This window comes from Mesorhizobium sp. M0340, assembly GCF_040321535.1.
In the GTDB taxonomy this organism is placed as follows: domain Bacteria; phylum Pseudomonadota; class Alphaproteobacteria; order Rhizobiales; family Rhizobiaceae; genus Mesorhizobium.
This window is the reverse complement of record NZ_JAMYRR010000007.1, coordinates 17,599-39,082: the sequence shown is the minus strand read 5'-3', so window position 1 is coordinate 39,082 and position 21,484 is coordinate 17,599. Positions and strand designations below refer to the sequence as shown.

Genomic DNA, 21,484 nt, shown 5'->3' with positions numbered 1-21,484 from the left:
ATGCCTAGCCTGGAGCTAGCCGGTTTGATCCCTACGGCCGGCAATCACCCACGCTTTGGCTCCAGCACGCGGTCGGAAAAGGAATGCAAAGGATGGAGTTGCTGCAAGGCGGCCTGAAGCTCCGGCAGTTGCAGGTCTTCCGGGAGGTGCTGCGGACCGGTTCGACAAGACGGGCGGCGATGGCCCTCGGGATAAGCCAGCCTGCGATCAGCCAGCATGTGAAGCAGCTCGCGACAACACTTGGCATCACACTCTTCAAAAGGTCCTCGAACCGCATCGTTCCGTTGCAGGAAGCCTGGGAACTGCTGCGGAACGTCGAGCTCGCTATAACGTCCCTGGATCGACTGGAATCGTCGATCTTCGCGATGAAGAACGATGAAAAGCAGCGGATTGCCATTGCCGCGCCCTCCGTCTTCGGTTTCGTGACCCTGCCCAAAGTTGTGGCGATCATTCACTCGCAGACCGCGTCCAATGTCCGATCGATTTCGGGAAGCTACGATCAGATCGGGGAGCACATACTTGCCGGGCGGGCGGATCTCGGGATCTCAAGGCTGCCCCTTGATCCGCGCCTGTTTGAATGGGCGCCGCTGGGCTCGGCACGCAACGTATGCATCTTTCATCCCGATCATCGTTTCGCAAGGCAGGCGCGCATCGAGGCCCAGGACCTTGCAGGCGAGACGATGGTCGATATCGATCCGCAATTCGCCGCCCATCAAATGAACTTCAATGCCTTGCGTTTCGCCGGCGTCGAACCAGACATACTGGTGGAATTCGACTGCAACGGTCACGAAGCGGGGTATGTTTCGGCGGGCCTTGGTATCTCCATAACCAACGAGATCATAGCGCGCGAGTATGCGGCGTTTCGCCTGGGCGTAAAACCGGTCGAGCCGTCCGCCATCTATCACTACGTTGCGATCTGGCAGAAGGGCAGGACGTTCACCAACGCATTGAATGTTTCGCTTGAAGCGATCATCTCAGTCTTTGCCGCGATGTCTTCCGAAGCGGCGTCGCGTTCAAAAACAACTTCAGCCTCTGTTCCGGAAACAGTGGCCCCGCTGATGTAGGCGATCCCCTGCTTTGCGTCTTAGCCGGATTCAGGTCTTGCGCTCCTGCTTCGCCCTGGCAAAGCCTCGATCCGTCGCAATGAAACGCTCAAGCATTGGCACGATCAGGCGCAGAGGGTCGGCCAATGCCTGACCCGATTCATGCCCGAGTATCTCGGCATATCTGGACAGGTCGCGATGCAGTCGCGCCGGCAATTCGAGCGTGACCTTAACCGGCTTGTCATCGGCAATCGGCCCGAGTTTCAGCTTGGCCATCTCAACCTCCATAGGGTTCGAGAACGAGATCGCGGGTGACGACCACGCGCACGGTAAAGCCCGGCCTTATTGTCAGCGTCGGTGCGACATTGAGCTGGCGCTGAACGATTTGTTGGCCGACCTGGCTGAGGCTGTCGGAGGCACCGCTGCGAAGAGCCCGCACGATGTCGCTCTCCTGGCCAGAGGACCCTGTCTCCGCGCCGACACTCAGAATAGTTGTGAGTGCAGCCGCCTTAAACAATTCAGCCCAATGGTAGTCGACGCCGTCCTCAAGGCCGGCATAGCCTTGGGCATCAGCACCAGGCTGTCGCTCAAGAACGATGGAGCGGCCGTTTGGAAAGATCAGTCTACTCCAGACCAGCAGCACACGGCGCTGGCCGAAGCCGATCCCATTGTCGTACTGGCCAATGACCCGCGTGCCTTGTGGAATCAAAAGCGTCCTTCCGGTCGGACTGTCATAGATGCTCTCCGTCACCTGCGCGGTGATCTGACCGGGCAGATCGGAGCGGATGCCGGTTATGAGTGCGGCGGGGATGACGGCCCCGGCCTGAAGCACAAAGGGCGACGCGGGAGGCATGACATGATCCGGCGCTACGGTGCGCCGATCGGCGGCCGCATTGAGGAAGGCCAGCTGACGATCCTGCGCAGCCGACTGGCCGGGCTGATCGGCAATGTCAGGGCCAGCCATGTTTTGGGAACCTGCTCCTCCAAGCGTTTCGGCCACCGCCGAGGCCGCCCGATCTGTCTGGAAGAAAACACGGGACGTTCGGGCAGCCTCGTCCTCTGCCCGCCGACGTTGCTCAGCCTCGTCGACCGTGGCGGGTGCGATGGTCGGTGGCACCACCGGCTGCCCCTGGTTCTGGGCATCGAGCATCGGCCGACCAAGATCACCAGGCAAAGGCGGCCCAAGAACGGGGCCGGTGTAGTCGTGCGGCAGGCTGGCCAGTCCGTCGGCGGGCTGCCTGTTGGAAGTCGAGTAGAGCTCGTCGCCATGCGGGTCTGTTTCACTCGTCTGAAGCGCGTAGATCAGCGCGCCGCCGAGGCCAAGCGATCCGACCAGGCTGATGCCCGCGAGCACCTTGCGTGACAGGCGGGTAACGCGCGGCGGCTCAGCGCGAAGCTGCATCGGTGCAGCACCGGGTTCGTTCTCGTTCATGACTCCTCTCCTCCCCTTTGCCGGAGTGCGCTTGTGTCGCTCGGCGTTGGACTGACGCTTGACGTCCTAGTTACCCTCCTGGTCCCGTCGGTGCGGACGAGCCTGACGGTCTGCTGCCGCTTGCCGCTGCCAAGCCGCAATTCGGCCGCGCCGAAGAGACGGTCGACGATCAGCGTGTTCTGGTAGACGCGGCTGTTGGCGATCTCAGCCTCACCGTCCGGGCCGATGACGAAGATGGGCGGCATCTCGCCTTGCACGATCCCGCGTGGAAACTCGACATAGACGCGCCTGCCGTCGTCATAGACGCTGACCGGCCTCCAAGGCGGCGTGTCGCCTGTAAGGCCGTAGCGGTAATTGCGTGCCCTAACGTCGGGAATAACCGGCGTCGCGGGGATCGGCCGCGATTGTCCGGCCGGCGGCGCGGGATAGGCCCAGGCCACGGCGGGCATATACGGCTTCTCGCCCGATCGCAGCTCGATCATGTAGCTACGCCGGTCGGTGGTGATGACGAGATTGGTGCTGATGTCTGCGCGCGAAGGCTTGACCAGCACATGAACGCGCCGGGTGACCCCCGCTCCGCTTTCAGTGTCGCCGATGATCCAGCGCGCGGTGTCGCCAGCCGCGATCGGACCTTCACCAGTCAGGCTTTCGCCAGGCTCGAGCGCAATGTCCGTTATCTGTCCGGGGGCGGCATAGACCTGATAAAGTGCTCCGTCACTCCAGGGGTATATCTGAATGGCGTTGTAATAGCCTTCTCGCCGTGGCTGGACCCGCGCGGCCGCGTTGGCGTTCTCGATGCGTGCCGCCGGGGTGCCCCCGGCCGCGCCACCATGTGCCGGGACCCAGCCCGGTGGAACGTGCAACGGTTTGGGCTTCTCATCGGGAGTGGCAACCGGAGCAGCTGGCAAAGGCGGCACGGAGGCATCGTAGCGGATCTGCGGCGGTTTCTGAGGTGTGGCGCAGCCGCCGAGCACGGAACCAGAAAGCAACACCGCAACAAGGGCGGACCACCCAGACGGACATGTTGCGACACCATGCGAAGGCCCATTCATTGGTTCATCTCCCGCGACCAGTTGATGGCGTTGACGTAGATGCCAAGCGGATTTGCCCGAAGTCGGTCGACGTCGCGAGGCGGCTGGATCACGGTTGTCAGGATCGCGGTCCATCGTTCGGTGGTGGAGAGCTGGCCGTTTTCATAGTGGCGCTCCGCCCAGGCGACGCGAAAGGAATCCGCAGAGGCGCGAATGACCGACGAGACGTCGACCGAGACTTGCTGCTTGCCGACCCTCGAGAAGGGGTCATTGATGCGGGCATACTCGTTGAGCGCCGCGGCGCCCTCGTCAGTGGTCCACTCATAAGCGCGCAGCCAGTTTTGGCGCACGACGATTGGATCGGCCGGGATTGAGCGGACCTGTTCGATGAAGCGAGCGAGATGCCAGGCCACTTGCGGGTCGGTTGGTTTATAGTCCGAATTGGCGGGCGCGAGTGCCTGCGCCTGTCCGAGCGTGTCGACCTGCACCACCCAAGGGACTACGGTCCCTCGCAATAACTGCGACACAAGCGCGGCGGCCATGCCGGCCGATAGGATCAGCGATCCGAAGGCCATATAGCGCCAGTTTCTGGCCTGCACGCGAGCCGCGCCGATGCGTTCGTCCCAGACCTGCGCGGCCTTCTGGTACGGGGTCTCGGGTTGAGGTGTCTTGCCGTAATGGACGGCCGGCCGTCGAAAAATGTTCATGGGGTCAATTGCCTTCGGAGAGAGAAACGGAACTGCCGCTGCCGTGGGCATCGCCAGCGCGGACGGCGTGGGCGGCGGTCTGGACGCCGTGCGACAGGCGCTGGGACCGCTGCATGCGTTTGGCCCAGTCAGGGGTATTGTGTGCCGGCTCGCCCAGCCCGGCGGCGCGAGAGACGGAATGGCCGCTTGCGCGTTCGGCATTGCCCGCGACTGTCTCCGTTGTCACCATTTCACCGATCCCCACGGTGGCGGACCGTGGACCAGCGGCAAAGGTCGATTGCACAGATTCACTGGCACGTGCGGCGGCGCGCCTGAGCGGCGATTCATTTTGCGAAACACCTGCGCTTGCCACGCCGCCCAAGCCGGAAGCGGCAGCTGTGGCACCACCTTGGCCAGACAGGCCTACATGCGAGCCACCACGCGCGATCGAGGTCCCTGCGGACAAAGCTGCGGACCCGCCCCGTGCTGCCAGGCCCGCGGCGCCGCCAGTGGCAAGCACCATGCCGCCTGCGGCCAGGCCTGTGCCGACGGCGGCACCCGCACCGAGCTGCGGCCCGCCGGAGACGATGCCGTTGGCAATGCCCGGGCCGAAGATGCCGAGACCGAGAAGCGACAATGCAGCCAGCACGATCGCCATGGCCTGATCGATGGTGGGGTTTTCGCCACCAAAGCCTTGAGTGAACTCGCCGAACAGCGTCGAGCCGATCCCGATCACCACAGCCAGCACCAGCACCTTGATGCCCGACGAGATGACGTTGCCGAGCACGCGCTCGGCCATGAAGGCTGTCTTGCCGAAGAGGCCGAAGGGGATCAGCACAAAGCCGGCCAGCGTCGAAAGTTTGAATTCGATCAGGGTGACGAAGAGCTGCACCGCCAGGATGAAGAAGGCGAGCAGGACCAGGGCCCAGGCAAAGAGCAGACAGACAATCTGAATGAAGTTTTCGAAGAAGGAGACCCAACCCATCAGACCGGAGATGGATTCAAGCAACGGTCGTCCTGCGTCGAGCCCGGTTTGCGCGACCTTGCCAGGGCGCAGCAGATCCTGAGTTGAAAAACCCGTACCGCTCGCCTTGAGGCCGAGACCGGAAAAACTTTCGAAGACGATGCGGGCAAGGCTGTTCCAGTTGGAAATCAGGTAGGCGAAGACGCCAACGAACAGCGTCTTCTTGACGAGGCGCGCCAGGATGTCGTCATCGGCCCCCCAACTCCAGAAGAGAGCGGCGAGCGTCACGTCGATTACGATCAAGGTGGTGGCGATGAAGGCGACCTCGCCGCCAAGCAGGCCGAAACCGCTGTCGATATAGCGGGTGAAAGTACCAAGGAATTGGTCGATGATGCCGGTGCTGCCCATGCCTATCGCGTCTCCGGCTTAGTCGTCTCTGGCGACTGCGGCGTGAGCGACTCGGAGGTCAAGCTCCCAGATCGTGCCTTGAACCCGAGGAAGCGATCGCGCTGCTCTGCCCACAAGCGCATGCAATCGTTGTCACGCAAGGCAGCCTCCCCGAGCCCCTGGCAGTGGCGAAGACTCTCACGCAGTGGATCCGGCGCTTTCAGAGCCGGCACGGCAGCTGCCGTGCCGACCGGACTTTCCTGCTTCCGGGTCATCTCCAGCGCGGTCGCCGTTACGGCGATCGTGACGAAGATGACGGCGACGATGCGCGCCACAATCTTGCCGTCCATGGTCCCAAGCCTCAGCGGTTGAACATCTGGGCATTGCCGGCCTGGTAGCCGGAGCCTGGGGTCAGGAAGCGGCGGCGCTGTTCGCGACCCTGTTCGGCGGCCGCGGCACGTTCCGCATCGGTCAATGCCTGAGCGCGGCCGTTTGCGGCGACAACGGCCGTGAGGTCGGCGAGCTGCTGGGCCTGCAGCGCGAGGAGTTGGTTGCCGGCTTGCGCCGCCTGCAGCGCTCCTGTGGCGGATTGGCTTGAACTGACCAGGGCCGCCATTTGCGTGCGATTGGTCTCGATGTTTCCGACGACCCCTGCCTGGACGCGCATCGCATCCTGAAGACCGCCAACCGTGTTGCGCCAGCGCGAGCGCGCATCGGCAACGAGCGCCTCATCCGAGGCCGAGAGCGAGACGCTGCCGTATTTCTGCTGGAACATCTGGTCGACCTTCTGGACGTCGAAGGCGATGTTCTGCGCCTGGTTGAGTAGCTGCTGAGTGCGCTGCACCGACTGCTGCAATTGCTGAAGCGATGAGAACGGTAGGCTTGCGAGGTTGCGGCCCTGGTTGATCAGCATCTGCGCCTGATTTTGCAACGAAGTGATCTGGTTGGTGATCTGCTGGAGCGATCTAGCTGCCGTCAGCACATTCTGCGTGAAGTTCGATGGATCAAACACGATCAAGGCATGCGCTGGAGTCGCCACCAACGGCGCGACCATCAGCGGCGACGCAACCATGACGGCGGCAAGCAGAAGGGCGCGCGAGCGATAAAGACAGGTGTTCATGATCGAGGTTCCTTTTCGGCTCCGGGGATGAAGTTTGGAATGAGATCGGCGGCCCAGCCAACGTTTCGCGCACGCAACCAAGCGGCGAGAAAGTCGTCGCGACGGTATTCGGCATCGATGCTGGCGATGAGGGCCTGGTCCGTCTTGGACGACGCGGCGCAGAGCGCGAGGCCGATCTCGGACAGGCCAAGTTCGAAGAGGCGGTTGCCGCGCCGAGACTGGCAGTAATAGTCGCGCTTGGGGGTCGCGCGTGCCAGGATTTCTATCTGGCGGTCGTTGAGGCCGAAGCGGCGATAGATGGCCGTGATCTGCGGCTCGATCGCGCGCTCGTTCGGCAACAGCAGCCGGGTTGGGCAGCTCTCGATGATCGCAGGTGCGATTGCCGAATTGTCGATATCGGACAAGGACTGGGTCGCAAAGACAACGCTGGCATTCTTCTTGCGCAGCGTCTTCAGCCACTCGCGCAGCTGGCCCGCGAAGCCCTCATCATCGAGCGCCAGCCAACCTTCGTCGATGATGAGCAGCGTCGGCCGTCCGTCGAGGCGGTCACCGAAGCGATGGAACAGATAGGACAGCACGGCTGGCGCGGCTCCCGTGCCGATCAGGCCCTCAATTTCGAACGCCTGGACGGATGCCGCGCCAAGATGTTCGGTTTCCGCGTCGAGCAGTCGGCCATAGGGGCCACCAATGCAGTATGAGCGCAGAGCCTGCTTTAAGGCCCTCGCCTGCAACAGCACGCTCAGGCCGGTGATGGTACGCTCGGCGATCGGCGCCGAGGCAAGCGATGTCAGCGCGGTCCAGATATGCTCCTTGGCATCGGGGGTAATGGGAACGGCTTCGCGCGCCAGGATCGCAACAATCCAGTCAGCCGCCCAGGCGCGCTCATAGGTATCGTGGATGCGGGCGAGCGGCTGCAGGGAGACGGAGGCCTGCGCGCCTTCGGTGAGCCCCCCACCGAGATCGTGCCAGTCACCGCCCATGGCCAGTGTCGCGGCGCGGATCGAGCCGCCAAAGTCGAAGGTGAAGACCTGGCTTTGCGGGTAGCGGCGGAACTGCAAGGCCATCAGCGCGAGCAGCACGGACTTGCCGGCGCCGGTGGGGCCGACCACCAAAGTGTGGCCGACGTCGCCGACGTGCAGAGACAACCGGAACGGGGTCGAGCCTTCGGTCTTGCCATAGAGCAAGGGCGGGCCACCGAAATGCTCGTCCCGTTCCGGCCCCGCCCACATGGCAGAGAGGGGAATCATGTGGGCGAGATTGAGCGTCGACAGGGGCGGCTGGCGGACGTTGGCATAGGCATGTCCAGGCAATGAGCCCAACCAGGCGTCGACGGCGTTGACAGTTTCGACCACGGCCGTGAAGTCGCGACCCTGGATGACCTTTTCGGCAAGCCGCAGTTTCTCGTCGGCTGCTCGCGGATCGGCATCCCAGGCCACGATGGTGGCGGTCACATAGGCCATGCCCGACATATCGGCGCCGAGTTCCTGCAAGGCCATGTCGGCGTCGGCAGCCTTGTTGGAGGCGTCCGTGTCCATAAGCACGGACGCCTCGTTGGTCATCACCTCCTTCAGGATCGCCGCGATGCTCTTGCGCTTGGCGAACCATTGCCGCCGGATCTTGGTCAGCAGCTTCGCGGCGTCGACCTTGTCGAGAAGGATGGCGCGTGTGGTCCACCGATAGGGAAAAGCCAGTCGGTTGAGATCGTCGAGCAGGCCTGGCGTCGTCGCAGTCGGAAAGCCGACAATGGTCAGCACCCGAAGATGCTGGTCACCTAGGCGTGGTTCGAGCCCACCTGTCAGGGGCGTGTCCGCGAGCACTGCATCGAGATAGACCGGAGTCTCGGGGATGCGCACGCGATGACGCTTCGTTGAAACGGTCGAATGCAGATATGTCAGCGTCTGGCTGTCGTCGAGCCAATGGCATTCCGGCATGAAGCCATCGAGCAGCTGGAGCACGCGCTCGCTGCGGTCGACAAAGGCGCGCAGGACTTCCTGCGGATCCACGCCGGACTGTTCGCGCCCCTCGTAAAGCCACCCTTCCGTGCGCGCTGCTTCCTCGGCAGGCGGCAGATAGAGGAGGGTGAGGAAGTAGCTCGACACGAAATGGATGCCGCCCTCCTCGAAGTCGGCCTTACGCTCAGCGTCGACCAGACCTGACGCCGGATCCGGAAACTGGCTTTCAGGATAGGTTGCCGCCTCGTGCCGTTGAGCCTCGACGAAGATGCACCAGCCCGAGCCAAGGCGACGGAAGGCGTTGTTGATGCGCGAGGCGACCGCGACCAGTTCGGCCGCGACGGCGGAGTCGAGATCAGGCCCGCGAAACTTCGCAGTCCGCTGCAAGCTGCCATCCTTGTTGAGCACGACGCCCGGTGCGACAAGGGCAGCCCAGGGTAGATAGTCGGCGAGGCGGCTGGCGCTGCGGCGAAATTCGGCAAGATTCATCATCGCGGCGTCCTCAAACCGACAGGTGACCGGGCATGCGCAGATGCCGGCGGCCAACTTCGAAAAAGAGTGGATCGCGTCTGGCGGCCCATACCGCAGTGGCGTGGCCAAGCGCCCAGATGACGAGACCGACCAGCCAGAGGCGCAGGCCGAGGCCGACCGCGCCGGCGAGGGTGCCGTTCAGGATCGCAATGGAGCGCGGTGCGCCCCCGAGCAGAATGTGCTCGGTTAGCGCCTTGTGCACGGGCACGGCCCATCCCGGAATTGCGTCGAGCTGTTCGAAAGCGGTTGCCATCAGATCAATGCTCCGCCGCCGAACGAGAAGAACGACAGGAAGAAGCTGGACGCCGCGAAGGCGATCGACAAACCAAAGACAATCTGGATCAACCGCCGAAAACCGCCCGAAGTATCGCCGAAGGCAAGCGTGAGGCCCGTCACGATGATGATGATGACGGCTATGATCTTGGAGACAGGACCCTCGATTGATTGCAGGATCTTCTCGAGTGGCTGTTCCCACGGCATCGATGAGCCAGACGCATGGGCGGCCGGAGCGACGATGACACTGATGGCCAGGGTTGTGGCGGCGGCAACGGCATTGCGGTAGGCGCGTGAAATGACGGCGGTCATGAATTGTCTCCTGTGACGGTAGGTTCGGCTTGAATGATGCGATAATCGCCGTCGGGGCCGAGCCCCTCGACGCGCGCGAGTTCGGCAAGCCGCCGGGCTGAGCCGCGTCCGGCGAGCACCGCGATGAGGTCGATGGTTTCGGCAATCAGCGCGCGCGGTACGGTGATGACGGCTTCCTGGATGAGTTGCTCGAGACGGCGTAGCGCACCAAGGGCGGAACCGGCATGGATGGTGCCGATGCCGCCGGGGTGGCCTGTGCCCCAAGCCTTGAGCAGGTCGAGAGCCTCCGGGCCGCGGACTTCGCCGATCGGGATGCGATCGGGCCGCAGGCGCAGCGAGGAGCGGACCAGATCCGAGAGCGTGGCGACGCCGTCCTTGGTCCGCATGGCGACGAGGTTGGGTGCCGCGCATTGCAGTTCGCGCGTGTCCTCGATGATGACGACGCGATCAGATCCTTTCGCGACCTCGGCGAGCAAGGCGTTGGTCAGCGTCGTCTTGCCCGTGGATGTCCCGCCGGCGACGAGGATGTTGGCACGGCTGGCGACGGCGGCGCGCAAGGTCGCTGCCTGTTCCGTCGTCATGATGCCTGCCGCCACGTAGTTCGCGAGCGTGAAGACGGCGACGGCAGGTTTCCGGATTGCGAAGGCTGGCGCGGCGACGACGGGCGGCAGCAGCCCTTCGAACCGCTCTCCAGTTTCTGGTAACTCCGCCGACACCCGTGGCGAGCGGCCGTGCACTTCCGCGCCGACATGATGGGCGACCAGTCGCACAATGCGCTCGCCGTCGGCGACTGAGATCATCTCGTCAGTCTCGGCCAGGCCTTCCGCGAACCGATCGACCCAGATCCGGCCGTCCGGATTCAACATCACTTCGACGATTTTGGGATCGTCCAGGAATTGGCCGATGGCAGGCCCTAGCGCCGTTCGCAGCATACGCGAGCTGCGCGCTCGTCCTTCGGTCTCGTTGTGCGAAGCAGCCATTTTGTCCCCGTTTCGGTCGGGAACAATTCAGACGGTCCCCGGTCGGGGATGATTAAGAGAGTGGTATTTTGCGCCGCTGCAACAAGTATATCGGCGCGTCGTAGTATGGCGTGTAAATACAGGAGAACGGCGGGCTCCCTGCCTCATTCGGCAACGACCCGGTGATCGTCCTAGGGAATCGCAGGTGCCGATGTGCGATGGGCGAAGCAGCATGGCCGAGGTCTGGAAGCAGTTGGACAAAGTCGGACCAACCGCGATCGCTTCAACCATAATGGCTGTAAGGCCGCTGTGAGGTCATCCATCCTGACATGAATGCGCGAACCGTTGTGTTACGGTGCCATGGTGCTTAGGAGACCTGAGCTAGCCTGCCCGGATGGAAGAGGAGGTTCGCCACGACCACGATCAACCGCCGCGTCCTGCTCACCCGTTCGGGCAGCGCCGTCTTGGCCTCGACTGTTGGGACAAAGGGCCTCGCCGCAGACCCGCCACGTGGGGACAGAGAGCCGTCCAACCAGCTGGGAGCGCTGATTGAGGCGCACAAGAAAGCATACACAGCCTTCGGCAAGGCCGTCCGCGAAACGGGCGGCAACAGCCAGGATCGTGACAGAGCTAGCCGAACTGAGGAAACGGCGCTGCTGGCTATCTGTGCCTATGCTGCAGTCAGGGAAAGCGATCGCTTGTCCAAAGCCGGATATCTTCTAGAGATCGAGGCGCGTGGTGAGCTTGACCTGCCTGAGCATGTGCAGGCTCTTCTCCGCTCGACGATGTGGAACGGATAGGGAAGCCTGGGGCGACTAGATCACTCGAAGAGCGCCGGCTGACGTCGTTCCGGAGCGTTTCCTGCACGAGTTCGCAGCTGACCTTCTGGCCATCATTTGAGGTCCCGCAAGCCGGCGGGCTCGACGGCTGACGACCCCTCTCTCGCATTTGAATACCTGCACCAGCCCTGGCGAGAGGCGGCAGGGCGAATGCCAAACGCTAAGACTGCGTTGCAACGTCGTCACCGGGATTCACGTCTTCGGAAGTCTCGTGCAGCAGTTTCGGTCCCTTCGCCAGGCGCCTGCCCAGGGCCGTGACGAAGGAATCGTACCGGTCGGCGGCCTTGGCGCGCGCAGCTTGCGCGGCGGGCTCCGGCAAAGCCGGCGTTGTCGCGAGCCAGAAGCGGACGAACACGGCCAGGGTCTCGACTGCGATGCCGATATCGCGTTCCTGCCGTGCCAGGCGCCGATCGACCTGGTCGAGGCGTTTGGCAATTGCCGCCTCGCGACGCTCATCAGCATCCGGCGAGAGGAACGAGGCGATCGCGGCCTCTGCGATCATGGATTGGGGCTGATCGCGCCGCGCCGCATAGTCGCCAAGCATCGCCATGATCCTCTGGTCGAGATAAACGGAGATCTGCACTTTCCTTTTGCGAGCCGTCATGCGCTTACAGCTCCATTCCATCATCGGGGTCGAGTGAGACCTGCCGCGCCATGCCCTGCATGAGCCGGGTCAGGCGTCGATTGCGGATGGCATCATCGTCCCCGTCGTCGGCGGGCTCGATCTCGAACTCATTGTCGATTGAGACTGCTTTTTCCACGGCCCCTGCCCGCTCGAGCTCGGGTTGCAGGCGTCGCTCTGATTCCGATGGATCGCCATAGCTGTTTCCGCTCACAGCGGAAGCATCGGCGAGCTCAGGCCGGGTCGGTGGCGGCAGCTGGCTCCAGTCGCCACGATCGGTTGCTGCAGCCCTATCCAACTCTGGCGTCGGCAGGATGCGCTCGCGAAAGCGCGCATCTTCGTAGTAGCGCACCTTTTTCGCCCTGATTGGCGGCGCCCCCGCCACCATTACGATCTCATCGGCTGGCGGAAGCTGCATGATCTCGCCGGGGGTGAGGAGCTGGCGTGCGGTCTCCTGGCGCGACACCATGAGATGTCCGAGCCAGGGCGAGAGCCGATGGCCGGCATAGTTCTTCATTGCACGCATTTCGGTTGCCGTGCCGAGCGCGTCCGAGACCCGCTTGGCGGTCCTTTCATCGTTGGTGGCAAAGCTGACGCGCACGTGACAGTTGTCGAGGATGGAGTTGTTTGGACCGTAAGCCTTCTCGATCTGATTGAGCGACTGCGCGATGAGAAAGCCCTTCAGTCCATACCCGGCCATGAAGGCAAGCGCGCTCTCGAAGAAGTCGAGGCGGCCAAGGGCGGGAAACTCGTCCAGCATCAACAGCAGCCGGTGGCGGTTTGACTTTGTGTGGAGATCCTCAGTGAGACGACGGCCGATCTGATTGAGGATAAGGCGAATGAGCGGTTTGGTGCGACTGATGTCCGAAGGCGGAACGACGAGATACAGCGTTGCCGGTCGCTTCCCGCCGACGATGTCGGCGATGCGCCAGTCGCAATGGCGGGTCGCCTCGGCGACGACCGGATCGCGATAGAGACCGAGGAAGGACATCGCTGTGGAAAGGACGCCTGAGCGTTCGTTGTCGGATTTGTTGAGCAGTTCGCGCGCCGCACTGGCGATGACCGGATGCGGCCCAGCCCCTCCGAGATGCGCGGTCTTCATCATGGCCGCAAGCGTCGATTCGATCGGGCGCTTTGGATCGGAGAGGAAGGCGGCGACGCCGGCGAGCGTCTTGTCCTGCTCTGCATAGAGAACATGGAGGATCGCTCCGACCAGCAGCGCGTGACTTGTCTTTTCCCAATGATTGCGCTTCTCCAGGCTGCCTTCCGGGTCGACCAGAATGTCGGCGATGTTCTGGGCGTCTCGGACCTCCCATTCGCCGCGGCGGACTTCCAGAAGCGGGTTGTAGGCGGACGATTGCGAGTTGGTCGGATCGAAGAGCAGCACGCGGCCGTGCAGAGCGCGGAAGCCGGCGGTGAGTTGCCAGTTTTCTCCCTTGATGTCGTGAACGATTGCCGAGCCCGGCCAGGCAAGCAGGGAGGGCACCACCAGGCCGACGCCTTTCCCCGATCGGGTTGGGGCGAAGCACAGCACATGCTCAGGACCATCGTGGCGCAGATAGTGGCGGTCATAGCGACCCAGCACCACCCCATCGCTGCCGAGGAGACCCGCAGCCTCCACCTCCCGCCGGTCGGCCCAGCGCGCCGAGCCATAGGTCTGCACGTTCTTGACTTCGCGCGCCCGCCACACCGACATGCCGATCGCGACGATGATCGAAAGGAACCCGCCGGACACGGCAATCAAGCCGCCCTCCAGGAAGATATCCGGAGCGTAGGCGTCATAAAAATACCACCACCACAACAGCGCCGGTGGATAATAGACCGGCAGCCCGCCGACATCGAACCAGGGCGGGCCAAGCTGCGCCTGGAACCCAAGCTTCCATGCGGTCCATTGCGTCGCAGCCCATACTGTTAGCAGGACGATCAGGAAGACAGTGAGGATCTGACCCCAGAGTATTTTGGTGGCCGACATCGCTTGATCCTTTCTTTAACTATCACAGGCCGAGAGCCCGCTTGCGGCCAAAGCTCCACTCGACCCCTCCACCATCGCGGGCAACGCCGGAGACATGTTGGCCGAGATGCTTTTCGAGAGAGGGTGTCCAGGGAACCAGCTGGAAACCGAGACCATCATCGATCATGGCGAAGCGGCCGGAGGCGAGCGTGAAACGTTGGCGATAGGTGCCAGCCACATAGCCACCGCCTGTGACTGGGTTGAAGGGCTTCCCTGTGTCGATCGCGAGCTTGTCGCCGATCGTCTCCAGTTCCTTGCGGCGGAGCGTGTCGAGCAGGTTGCTCGTGAAGACGACCCGCCTTCCCTGCCGCTCTGCCAGCCCCTGACTGACAAGGTGTTCGGCGCGCCGGGTCAAGGCATCGCGGACCTCGGCACCGAAACCGGTCTCGGCTAGGGCCACAGGCTCGCGAGCGATGGCCTGGCGGTCGAGCCAGGTCGCACCTGACGCAACAATTTGTTCATCGACGGCAAGATCGGAGCGCACGGCGAGCGCTGCCCGACGCAGGCCGCGCGCATCATCGAAATGGCGCAGCTCGACGATGGATCCCGGCGCGCTGTCGCCAGCAGATTCCAGGTCGGACAGTTTGATGTGATGGGTGCGTCCGTCGACGCCGTCAACCACGGCATAGGCTGTGCCGATCAGCTCGTCGTCAAGCCCACGGTCGACCAGCCGGCCGACAACGGGCGTGTCGAGGCGTTCTGCTGCCAGGACGTAACTGGCCGGACCGCGCTCGATGTATTGCGCGCTGAGCGCGCGGTGCATGCGCTTGATGATGTCGCCGCGCTCTCCGAGTTCGCGCAATGTCGCCTCGGCCTTGTCGTCGATCAGCCATTGGCCGGGGCCAAGCTGATCGGCGAGACCGAGTGTTTCAAGCTTGCGCAGGCGGCCGACCTTCATCGCATGGAAAGCGTCCGGTTGCCTGTCGGCCTGTGGGGCAAGATCGATGAAGCCGGTGTGGCGGGCATCGCGAGCGAGTTGACGGTCAAGTTGCGTCCACCGCTCGGACTCGACCTGATGTTCGAGCGCGCGGCTGATCTCGAGATCAGTGCGCAGCCCCAATTCCTGGGTGATGAGGTCGCGCGCCCGGTCGCGCATCCCTTGCCTAATGTAATCCCGCGAGATGACCAGATCCTGGCCATCGTCACGAACCCCACGCACGATCAGGTGGACATGCGGATGCGCGGTGTTCCAGTGATCGACCCCAACCCATTCGAGCCGTGTGGCAAGATCCTTCTCCATCTGCCCGACAAGATCGCGGGCAAAGGACTTGAGGTCCGTCATGTCGAGAGCGTCGTCGGGCGAAACGATGAAGCGGAAATGGTGCCGATCCTCCGCGGTGCGCGCGGCGAAGGCCGCAGCATCTGCATCTTCCGTCCTCGGCCCAAACAGCCGACCCTTCTCGCCGTCCCGGCTTACCCCCTCGCGTCGCAGGTAGCTGAGGTGTGCGCCAAGCACGCCAGCGCGCACGGAATGGCGGACAACGCGGGCTTTGACCACCGCGCCGCGCGACCGCGATGTGATGAAGCGATTGGCCTGGATGCTCGCACGCTGACCGTGACCAAAACGGGAGCGGTTGCTGGGCACAATCCTGCCCGAGCGCGAGATGCCGCCGCCGGCCTTTTTCGCCGCGGCCAGCGCCTGGGCGATGAACGGCCTGGCCTGCTGGGCGCGCGTCGAGCGCATCCGGCCAGGGCGGATGCGGAACTCGCGCTCATTGTCCATGGCGATATTCCGCAACGTTGAAAAGAGCAGGCAAATACAATGATTTGATGTTGCCGCACACATTGCCCCGAATGTGGACAATGTGCACAAGGCGCCAGAAGATCGAGCAGAAACAACTACCCAACCGAGGCGCAATGTGCGCGCTTTTATCTTGCCCTCGGCCGGTTGATGGCCCCACCCCTCCCCTGTGTGCGCTCCATGATGCGCCAGACCACGACGAAGCGCGAACTGACCACCTACCGGTCATGGCTGCCCTCCGACGGCGGTACGTAACACGAACAGGCCGTTTGACTGCACGCCAGCAAGGGTTTCGGATGACGACGGAACGGGAAAGCGATCACCGTCCGCTGGGCCGGTAGGCTGCAGTAGGTCGGCGCGAGAGGTATTGCGCCCGCGTGCGGCAAAGACGGAAGCGCTGCGCCAGTCAGACGCCGGGGCTACGGCAGACGAGTCCTTTGTTGGACGTCCGGTACCGAGCGCCGGCACAAGCTTGGCGACATAGGTGCGCGTTTCGGCCGGGAGCGGACGGCCCGTTGCGCGGTGCTCATCGTAGCGCGCAGGGCCGGCATTGTAGGCGGCGAGCATGGCGGCAACATTGCCGTAGCGGTCCCACAGCTCGCGCAGATAGGCGGTACCTGCGAGGATGTTGTCGTGCGGATCGTAAGCATCGCGACCGAGGCTGTGACGCACGCGAAGCTCGGCCCAAGTGCCGGGCATCACCTGCATCAGCCCCATGGCGCCCGCGGACGAGACGGCGCGCACATCGCCCGCGCTCTCTGCCTGGAGCACGGCGACAATCCAGCGCTGCGGAATGCCGAAGCGCTGCGATGCCTCGGCGATATGACTGGCGACGGCACCGCGCGCCGGCGTGCTCACAGTCGACTGTGCGAGCGCCGTGACAACGACATCCGGCGCGCCACCGAAAGCCAGGCCGACAAGAAGAAAGAGCGGGATGCGGCGACCAACGCCGCACCGCTTTGGCGCACGACAGATGCAGGAATCGGTCATGCTCAATCCTGCTCGTCGCGCTTCTTCTGGCGCGTCCAGTGCAGGCCCCAATCACGACCGCCTTCGTCCGACTGGAATAAACGCGCGCGAATGGGCTGTGGAAGAACAGGATCGTCGAGCACAACGGAAATGAACGCGCCGGCGCGCTCGCCCGTGTGCTTCCAGCCCGCGCCGATCTCAGGCCCGTCTTCATCGCCGAGATGGATGCGGTAGGCGGGTGCGTTTTCGACATCGGCGTTCTCGGCCGGAACAAAGGTCAGTTCGAGGTCGAGCGAGAGGGTGCGGACGCGTCCGGTGTAGCCGGATGGAGTGCGCGAGAAGTGACCGATCTGTGCCATGGGCGGCTCCTTTGTGATGCGGTGGGAGATGAAGCGCGCCGGCGGACGACGCGCGGCGGGCGCGCGCTCACCGCATAGGCGCGCGCCATTGGAAGTGGCCGCCTCCGTCCTCATCGGTCCACAATGGGACGGCGCGGCCGATGATGCTGTTGGTGGAAGTCAGGCCAAAATAGCGACCATCGAGGCTGTCGCGGACCTGCCAATTCATGAGGAAGAGCTCGCCGGTCGTGACACGCTGGCAGCGCTGCCAGGCGGGCAGCTCCCGGCCGGCGCGATCGCGTTCGAGCGCCACGCCAGCCTCGATGCCATCGACGGTGATCTTCAGGCCAGTTCGACAGACAGTTTGACCAGAGACGGCGAGGACGTGTTTAACCAGCGGCACGCCTTCTGGCAGGTAACCGCGCTCGGCCAGGAAGGTGGCGAGCGGCTCGGGTGCGTTGACGACGACAAGATCGCTGACTTCGAAGGCGCGGTTGAAGTCGACAGCATAGAAGCCGATTGGTGCGCTCGCGGATGCGTTCCAGATCAGCTTGGCGGGAGTTGGGGCAATCGCCGGATAGGCTACGGCCACAAACGCGAGTGCGGTGCAAAGGATGAGACCGGATCGCATCATTGCTGCGTCCTGCGGCGCATCAGCCACGCTTCATGCCGCGACGGCGTGTAGGTGGACGGGGTCTCGCCGGCGCGCAGGCGGTTGTGGACATGGCGCCAGTGATCCGGATCGGCGTCGGCTGGATCGATGCCAGCTGTCTCGATCGAATCGATATGTTGAAGCACGCGCTCGACCATCGGCCAGGTTTCGGCCTTCACCAGAATCTCGCCTCCGGGGCGCACGAACGGCAGCGTCTGGAACGGCTCTCCACGGCAAACCGCGCGCACGATGTCGATGCGCGAGATGATCGTTCCGTGCTCGTTCGCGGCCCAGCGGACGAAGCCGAAAATGCTGTTCGGAGCAAAGCCGACGACGCTGCGGTGGCGGTCGAGGAGCTGTTCGTAGCTCTTGCGGCCGAACCTGATCCAGTGCTCGATTTGTTTCTGTCGCCAGATGAGATCCACGAGCGCTGTGAAGGGCGCTGGCCCGCTAGGCAACGGACGGCCGCGCATGTGGTCTGTCGCTTGGCCGGTCATGCGGAGTCTCCTTCGTGGGTTCGTTGCTGCGACGAATCGAGCGCCGAGGTGTGGGGCTGTGCATCGATGAGCATCACCCGCTCCCCTGCTCCGACCGCTCGGCTGGCGAGATGCAGCGCGCCTGTCGTTTGCAAGACTGCGCTTTTCTTATTTGGAAGCGCCGCAATCATCCGGCGCCTCCCGATCTGTCATCGAGCGGGTTTCGCGGTGGCGGGACGTCGTGCTGGGAATTGCCGTCACGTTTCGGGACCGGCGCCGATGCGTTCTGGGGCGAGGTTAACCCGAAGCCGCTATGCACGTTGCCAACATGCTTTTGCACATCGCCCGCGCGCGCTTCAAAGTTAGATTCTTGGTTAGAGTCTAAGTTAAGGGGGCGATTCCGCGTTCGAATCCCCAGACTTAGACTGTGTTTCGGTTCCTGATAGCACGAGCCTCCGGTTCCCGATGGCACGACAGTTCGGGTTCCCGATAGCACGAGAGGATCCACAGCCCGTCCGCCCCCCGCCAACGGTTCGAAGGCGAGCAGGACGCGTCCGCCGCTTTCGATCTCCAATGACAGGACGTAGCCGGGAAGCGGCTGGCGTCGGACGATGTCGCGCAGATCGAAGGCGAAGCGCTTGAAAGGCGACAGGCTGCCAGACTTCAGATGAAGATGGCGGAAGTCGAAGCGCCAGCCGTCGCGTTGGCGCCCGCCATGCTTGCGTACGAGTCGGTAGAGCCAGCGCTCGATCCCCCCGGTCAGATCGAAATAGGCCCGATCGATGCTCAGGATGAGCGCGTCGTCCACGACGGCGCGGTAAAACCAGTCCGGGACGATGAGCTCGATCCCGGCAGGGTTGCCTTGTCGATCCGTCCGCTCCTGCCATTCGTTGATCCAGGAGAAGCGGTGGCGACGCCCTTCCGCCGCTTGGCGGATCGAAGTGCTTACGGTCGTCGACTGGAGACGGTCCAGCGCGGCCTTGAGGCGCTGATAGTCGCGCAGCGAGGTGCCACGGCCGACGAAAGTGAGGATTTCATATGGGGTCGCCGCCATGAGGCGCGAGGTGCGAAGCCCCGCGTCCCGCGCCTCGATAATCTGGCTTGCCGCCCAAATGAGGATGTAGGCATCCCATATGGTCGCCATGCCGTGATCCGCCACGGCCTCGACGCGGATCGAGATGTTGCCGGCAGCAAAGTCGATCGGTGTGACGCGATGGGATTTCGAAAGGGAAAAGAACGGGTAGGCCATGAGGTCCTGTGCGTCTCGTGGCGCGAAATCGCCGGGGAGCGCCCTGAAAAGCGCCAGTTGCCCGCGCTCCGAGATTGTCTGGTGTCGCGTTGTCATCGGGGAAGGCGCATCCTCAGCGCGCATATCGTCCGGCGTGTGCCGGCGGCGTCGGCGAATGGCGCTTGGCCGGCAGGACGGAGCCGCGTGGGTCGGACGTTGAGGTGACGGCGCCACGCTCGGCCCATGCTTGAAGATCATCGACGGCATACACAACGCGGCCACCCAGCTTGCGGTAAGCGGGACCGGTTCCGTAGGTTCTGTGTTTCTCGAGTGTTCGGGCAGACAGGCTGAGGAACTCCGCGGCTTCCTTGGTGCGTAGGAAGCGCGGCGGCAAAACGGTGAGATCGGGTCGCATGAATCGGGCCTCCGTGGGTTTGCTGGCGGCCGCTGGGTTTCAGCGGCGGACTGCAACCAGGGTGGCGGAGAGAAACCTTCGCGGGGGATGGGGAAGATAGGGAGGGCTGAAATCCCCACCCCCCGAGCGACGTCGGAACAACTACAATCGGCGGCGATGACGCAGGAGCTGCAGATAGCCGCCACCAATCATGGCGGTCCCGTTTTTGACGAGGCCGACAACCGCGTCGCGCAACGGAGAGGTCTTCCATGGATGGGAGGCGACGCGCGTCTGGCCGTAAAGCGCTATGGCGATTTCGCGGTAGCTCGCGCCGCTCGCACGGCCATCGGCGGTTTGCATCATGAGACGCAGGCGGCGGCGTTGCTGCACGGTGATCCGAGTGTCTGGAGGCACTGGCCGGCTTTGCCAGGCGCGCCAGAAACGAACAAGGGCTTCGATCCGCCCGAGCGTTTGGTCGTCGAGCGGGATCACGGCCGCAACAGGCCCGCCCGGTTCGGTGTTGGGAAGAAAGACGAGTTGAGAGCTGATCGCGCCGTCGTGGACGGTGTGACGTCCTTCCGGACTATCACGGTGCGCGCGGAGGCCAGTGAGCGGCGCGGACGCCATGGATGACAGGAAATCCGGCGCGGGCATCAGGGTCACGACGGCCGGATCGACGCAAGGCGACCATAGAACTTCCTGTGCCATGGCGGACAGGTCTGGTCTCGCCGGGAAATCGCAACCCCCAAAGCAGCTCGGCCTCTGGCCGGCAAGGCGCTGTCTCGGTGCCGGCGCTCGTAAGTGCCTCATAGTGCTGCTGATAGGGTTCAGAACGACGCAGGCATTCCCAGGCGAGACCTTCGGTCGGCAATTCATCGAAGAAGTCGTAACTGTGACTGTCTCGCCAACGCGACGTGTCGGGCTTCATGCAACAACTCCTTGCATTAACGCGCAAGTTGAGCCGGCGACAATTCCCGGTTGCGGCAGTGGGCGGAAGACCTTCTCGAGGCATCGCATGATGCTCTTTGGGCATCACCCCGGATAGAAAATACGATCACTGCGGATTAATCGGTTTGGCGCAAGAGATGGCGGTAGCCCGTCCGTGTCATCCAGCGGGCTCGCGCAAGGTGGCTGTCGTAGACGCTCTTTGCGCGCTGCGGTTCGCGCGCTGGATCAATCCCGAAGAGCACCTTGACCACCTCGCGCCAGTCCGCGCCATCGGCGTCGGCATCGAACAGGCGCATGTAGAGCTTGACGTGTGTTCGATCGTATTCGGTGAGTTCATCACCGGTCGGAGCGATGTCGTCAAACGGCTCGATCATGGCTTGCTCCCGTCAAAGACAGCATGGAGGAAGGCTCGCATTTTACAGATGTTCTTATCTTGGCAGAGCACCGCTGCAGGCATCACACGATGCGGCCTCGGCATCACCTTTGGCTGTATCCACGACCGTCAGCAAGCAGCACCCTTTGTCCCGTTCGGAGGTACGTCGAAAGATTGCTTCGGCGCCTCCCAGGCGATTTGCG

The 21,484-nt window shown here is 63.4% G+C and carries 25 protein-coding genes; 2 read left to right on the top strand and 23 right to left on the bottom strand.

The annotated features are described in order from the left end of the window. Nucleotides 1–92: 92 nt before the first annotated feature. Nucleotides 93–1,064, top strand: a complete 972-nt coding sequence (locus NKI79_RS12585; protein WP_352801882.1) for a LysR family transcriptional regulator — start codon at nt 93–95, stop codon at nt 1,062–1,064. Between the two features lie 30 nt (nt 1,065–1,094). On the opposite strand, the gene NKI79_RS12580 is transcribed toward NKI79_RS12585, so the two are convergent. The 11 genes from NKI79_RS12580 to trbB are packed head-to-tail and all read right to left on the bottom strand — an operon-like array spanning nt 1,095 to nt 10,711. Next, nucleotides 1,095–1,319 (bottom strand): DUF2274 domain-containing protein, encoded by a 225-nt coding sequence (locus tag NKI79_RS12580; protein WP_352648075.1) that lies wholly within the window; start codon nt 1,317–1,319, stop codon nt 1,095–1,097. A gap of 1 nt (nt 1,320) precedes the next feature. Further along, entirely contained in the window at nt 1,321–2,475 is a 1,155-nt protein-coding gene (locus NKI79_RS12575; RefSeq protein WP_352801881.1) for a TraB/TrbI/VirB10 family type IV secretion system protein, read from the bottom strand. Beyond that, nucleotides 2,472–3,527 carry a P-type conjugative transfer protein TrbG gene (trbG, locus tag NKI79_RS12570; RefSeq protein WP_352801879.1) on the bottom strand — a complete coding sequence of 352 codons (1,056 nt, stop codon included), beginning with the start codon at nt 3,525–3,527 and terminating at the stop codon, nt 2,472–2,474. Before trbG ends, NKI79_RS12575 begins: the two co-directional genes overlap by 4 nt. Then, nucleotides 3,524–4,213 carry a conjugal transfer protein TrbF gene (trbF, locus tag NKI79_RS12565; protein WP_352778633.1) on the bottom strand — a complete coding sequence of 230 codons (690 nt, stop codon included), beginning with the start codon at nt 4,211–4,213 and terminating at the stop codon, nt 3,524–3,526. The genes trbG and trbF overlap by 4 nt, the downstream gene beginning before the upstream one ends. A gap of 4 nt (nt 4,214–4,217) precedes the next feature. Next, entirely contained in the window at nt 4,218–5,564 is a 1,347-nt protein-coding gene (gene trbL / locus NKI79_RS12560) for a P-type conjugative transfer protein TrbL (protein ID WP_352801878.1), read from the bottom strand. A 2-nt stretch (nt 5,565–5,566) separates the two neighbouring features. Next, a complete protein-coding gene (gene trbK-alt / locus NKI79_RS12555; RefSeq protein ID WP_352801877.1) occupies nt 5,567–5,893 on the bottom strand; it encodes a putative entry exclusion protein TrbK-alt in 327 nt (108 codons plus the stop codon). Between the two features lie 11 nt (nt 5,894–5,904). Continuing rightward, nucleotides 5,905–6,663: a P-type conjugative transfer protein TrbJ gene (gene trbJ, locus NKI79_RS12550; RefSeq protein ID WP_352801876.1), complete on the bottom strand. Its 759-nt coding sequence runs from the start codon at nt 6,661–6,663 to the stop codon at nt 5,905–5,907. Continuing rightward, the gene (gene trbE, locus NKI79_RS12545; protein ID WP_352801874.1) at nt 6,660–9,107 is read right to left on the bottom strand and encodes a conjugal transfer protein TrbE; all 2,448 of its coding nucleotides are present in this window, start codon (nt 9,105–9,107) and stop codon (nt 6,660–6,662) included. Before trbE ends, trbJ begins: the two co-directional genes overlap by 4 nt. A 10-nt stretch (nt 9,108–9,117) precedes the next feature. Next, nucleotides 9,118–9,399 (bottom strand): VirB3 family type IV secretion system protein, encoded by a 282-nt coding sequence (locus tag NKI79_RS12540; protein WP_352479122.1) that lies wholly within the window; start codon nt 9,397–9,399, stop codon nt 9,118–9,120. Further along, nucleotides 9,399–9,731, bottom strand: a complete 333-nt coding sequence (locus NKI79_RS12535; protein WP_352801872.1) for a TrbC/VirB2 family type IV secretion system protein — start codon at nt 9,729–9,731, stop codon at nt 9,399–9,401. Before NKI79_RS12535 ends, NKI79_RS12540 begins: the two co-directional genes overlap by 1 nt. Then, on the bottom strand, nt 9,728–10,711 hold the full coding sequence (gene trbB, locus NKI79_RS12530; RefSeq protein ID WP_352801870.1) for a P-type conjugative transfer ATPase TrbB: 984 nt from the start codon (nt 10,709–10,711) through the stop codon (nt 9,728–9,730). Before trbB ends, NKI79_RS12535 begins: the two co-directional genes overlap by 4 nt. A gap of 443 nt (nt 10,712–11,154) precedes the next feature. On the opposite strand from trbB, the gene NKI79_RS12525 reads away from it, so the two are divergent. Then, on the top strand, nt 11,155–11,490 hold the full coding sequence (locus NKI79_RS12525) for a hypothetical protein (protein WP_352801868.1): 336 nt from the start codon (nt 11,155–11,157) through the stop codon (nt 11,488–11,490). A 199-nt stretch (nt 11,491–11,689) separates the two neighbouring features. Here the strand turns inward: NKI79_RS12525 and NKI79_RS12520 are convergent, their stop codons facing one another. The 12 genes from NKI79_RS12520 to NKI79_RS12465 all read right to left on the bottom strand — a co-directional run bounded on the left by NKI79_RS12520 (nt 11,690) and on the right by NKI79_RS12465 (nt 21,282). Continuing rightward, on the bottom strand, nt 11,690–12,133 hold the full coding sequence (locus tag NKI79_RS12520) for a CopG family transcriptional regulator (protein WP_352801866.1): 444 nt from the start codon (nt 12,131–12,133) through the stop codon (nt 11,690–11,692). A gap of 4 nt (nt 12,134–12,137) precedes the next feature. Beyond that, entirely contained in the window at nt 12,138–14,123 is a 1,986-nt protein-coding gene (locus NKI79_RS12515; protein WP_352801864.1) for a conjugal transfer protein TraG, read from the bottom strand. A 22-nt stretch (nt 14,124–14,145) separates the two neighbouring features. After that, nucleotides 14,146–15,885, bottom strand: coding sequence for a relaxase/mobilization nuclease domain-containing protein (locus NKI79_RS12510; RefSeq protein WP_352801862.1), 1,740 nt, complete (start codon nt 15,883–15,885; stop codon nt 14,146–14,148). Between the two features lie 243 nt (nt 15,886–16,128). After that, nucleotides 16,129–16,893, bottom strand: a complete 765-nt coding sequence (locus tag NKI79_RS12505) for a lytic transglycosylase domain-containing protein (RefSeq protein WP_352801860.1) — start codon at nt 16,891–16,893, stop codon at nt 16,129–16,131. A 2-nt stretch (nt 16,894–16,895) separates the two neighbouring features. Further along, nucleotides 16,896–17,231, bottom strand: coding sequence for a DUF736 domain-containing protein (locus NKI79_RS12500; protein WP_352801858.1), 336 nt, complete (start codon nt 17,229–17,231; stop codon nt 16,896–16,898). A 67-nt stretch (nt 17,232–17,298) separates the two neighbouring features. Beyond that, nucleotides 17,299–17,844, bottom strand: coding sequence for a S26 family signal peptidase (locus NKI79_RS12495; RefSeq protein ID WP_352802088.1), 546 nt, complete (start codon nt 17,842–17,844; stop codon nt 17,299–17,301). Further along, a complete protein-coding gene (locus tag NKI79_RS12490; RefSeq protein WP_352801856.1) occupies nt 17,841–18,359 on the bottom strand; it encodes a DUF2840 domain-containing protein in 519 nt (172 codons plus the stop codon). Before NKI79_RS12490 ends, NKI79_RS12495 begins: the two co-directional genes overlap by 4 nt. A gap of 166 nt (nt 18,360–18,525) precedes the next feature. Beyond that, nucleotides 18,526–19,683, bottom strand: coding sequence for a replication initiator protein A (locus NKI79_RS12485; RefSeq protein ID WP_352802087.1), 1,158 nt, complete (start codon nt 19,681–19,683; stop codon nt 18,526–18,528). Nucleotides 19,684–19,699: 16 nt separating this feature from the next. Further along, on the bottom strand, nt 19,700–19,981 hold the full coding sequence (locus NKI79_RS12480) for a helix-turn-helix transcriptional regulator (RefSeq protein WP_352801855.1): 282 nt from the start codon (nt 19,979–19,981) through the stop codon (nt 19,700–19,702). 141 nt (nt 19,982–20,122) lie between these two features. Beyond that, entirely contained in the window at nt 20,123–20,587 is a 465-nt protein-coding gene (locus tag NKI79_RS12475; protein ID WP_352802085.1) for a DUF2285 domain-containing protein, read from the bottom strand. Further along, nucleotides 20,547–20,888, bottom strand: coding sequence for a transcriptional regulator domain-containing protein (locus tag NKI79_RS12470; protein ID WP_352801853.1), 342 nt, complete (start codon nt 20,886–20,888; stop codon nt 20,547–20,549). Before NKI79_RS12470 ends, NKI79_RS12475 begins: the two co-directional genes overlap by 41 nt. A 136-nt stretch (nt 20,889–21,024) precedes the next feature. Further along, nucleotides 21,025–21,282, bottom strand: a complete 258-nt coding sequence (locus tag NKI79_RS12465) for a DNA -binding domain-containing protein (protein WP_352801852.1) — start codon at nt 21,280–21,282, stop codon at nt 21,025–21,027. Nucleotides 21,283–21,484: the final 202 nt, after the last annotated feature.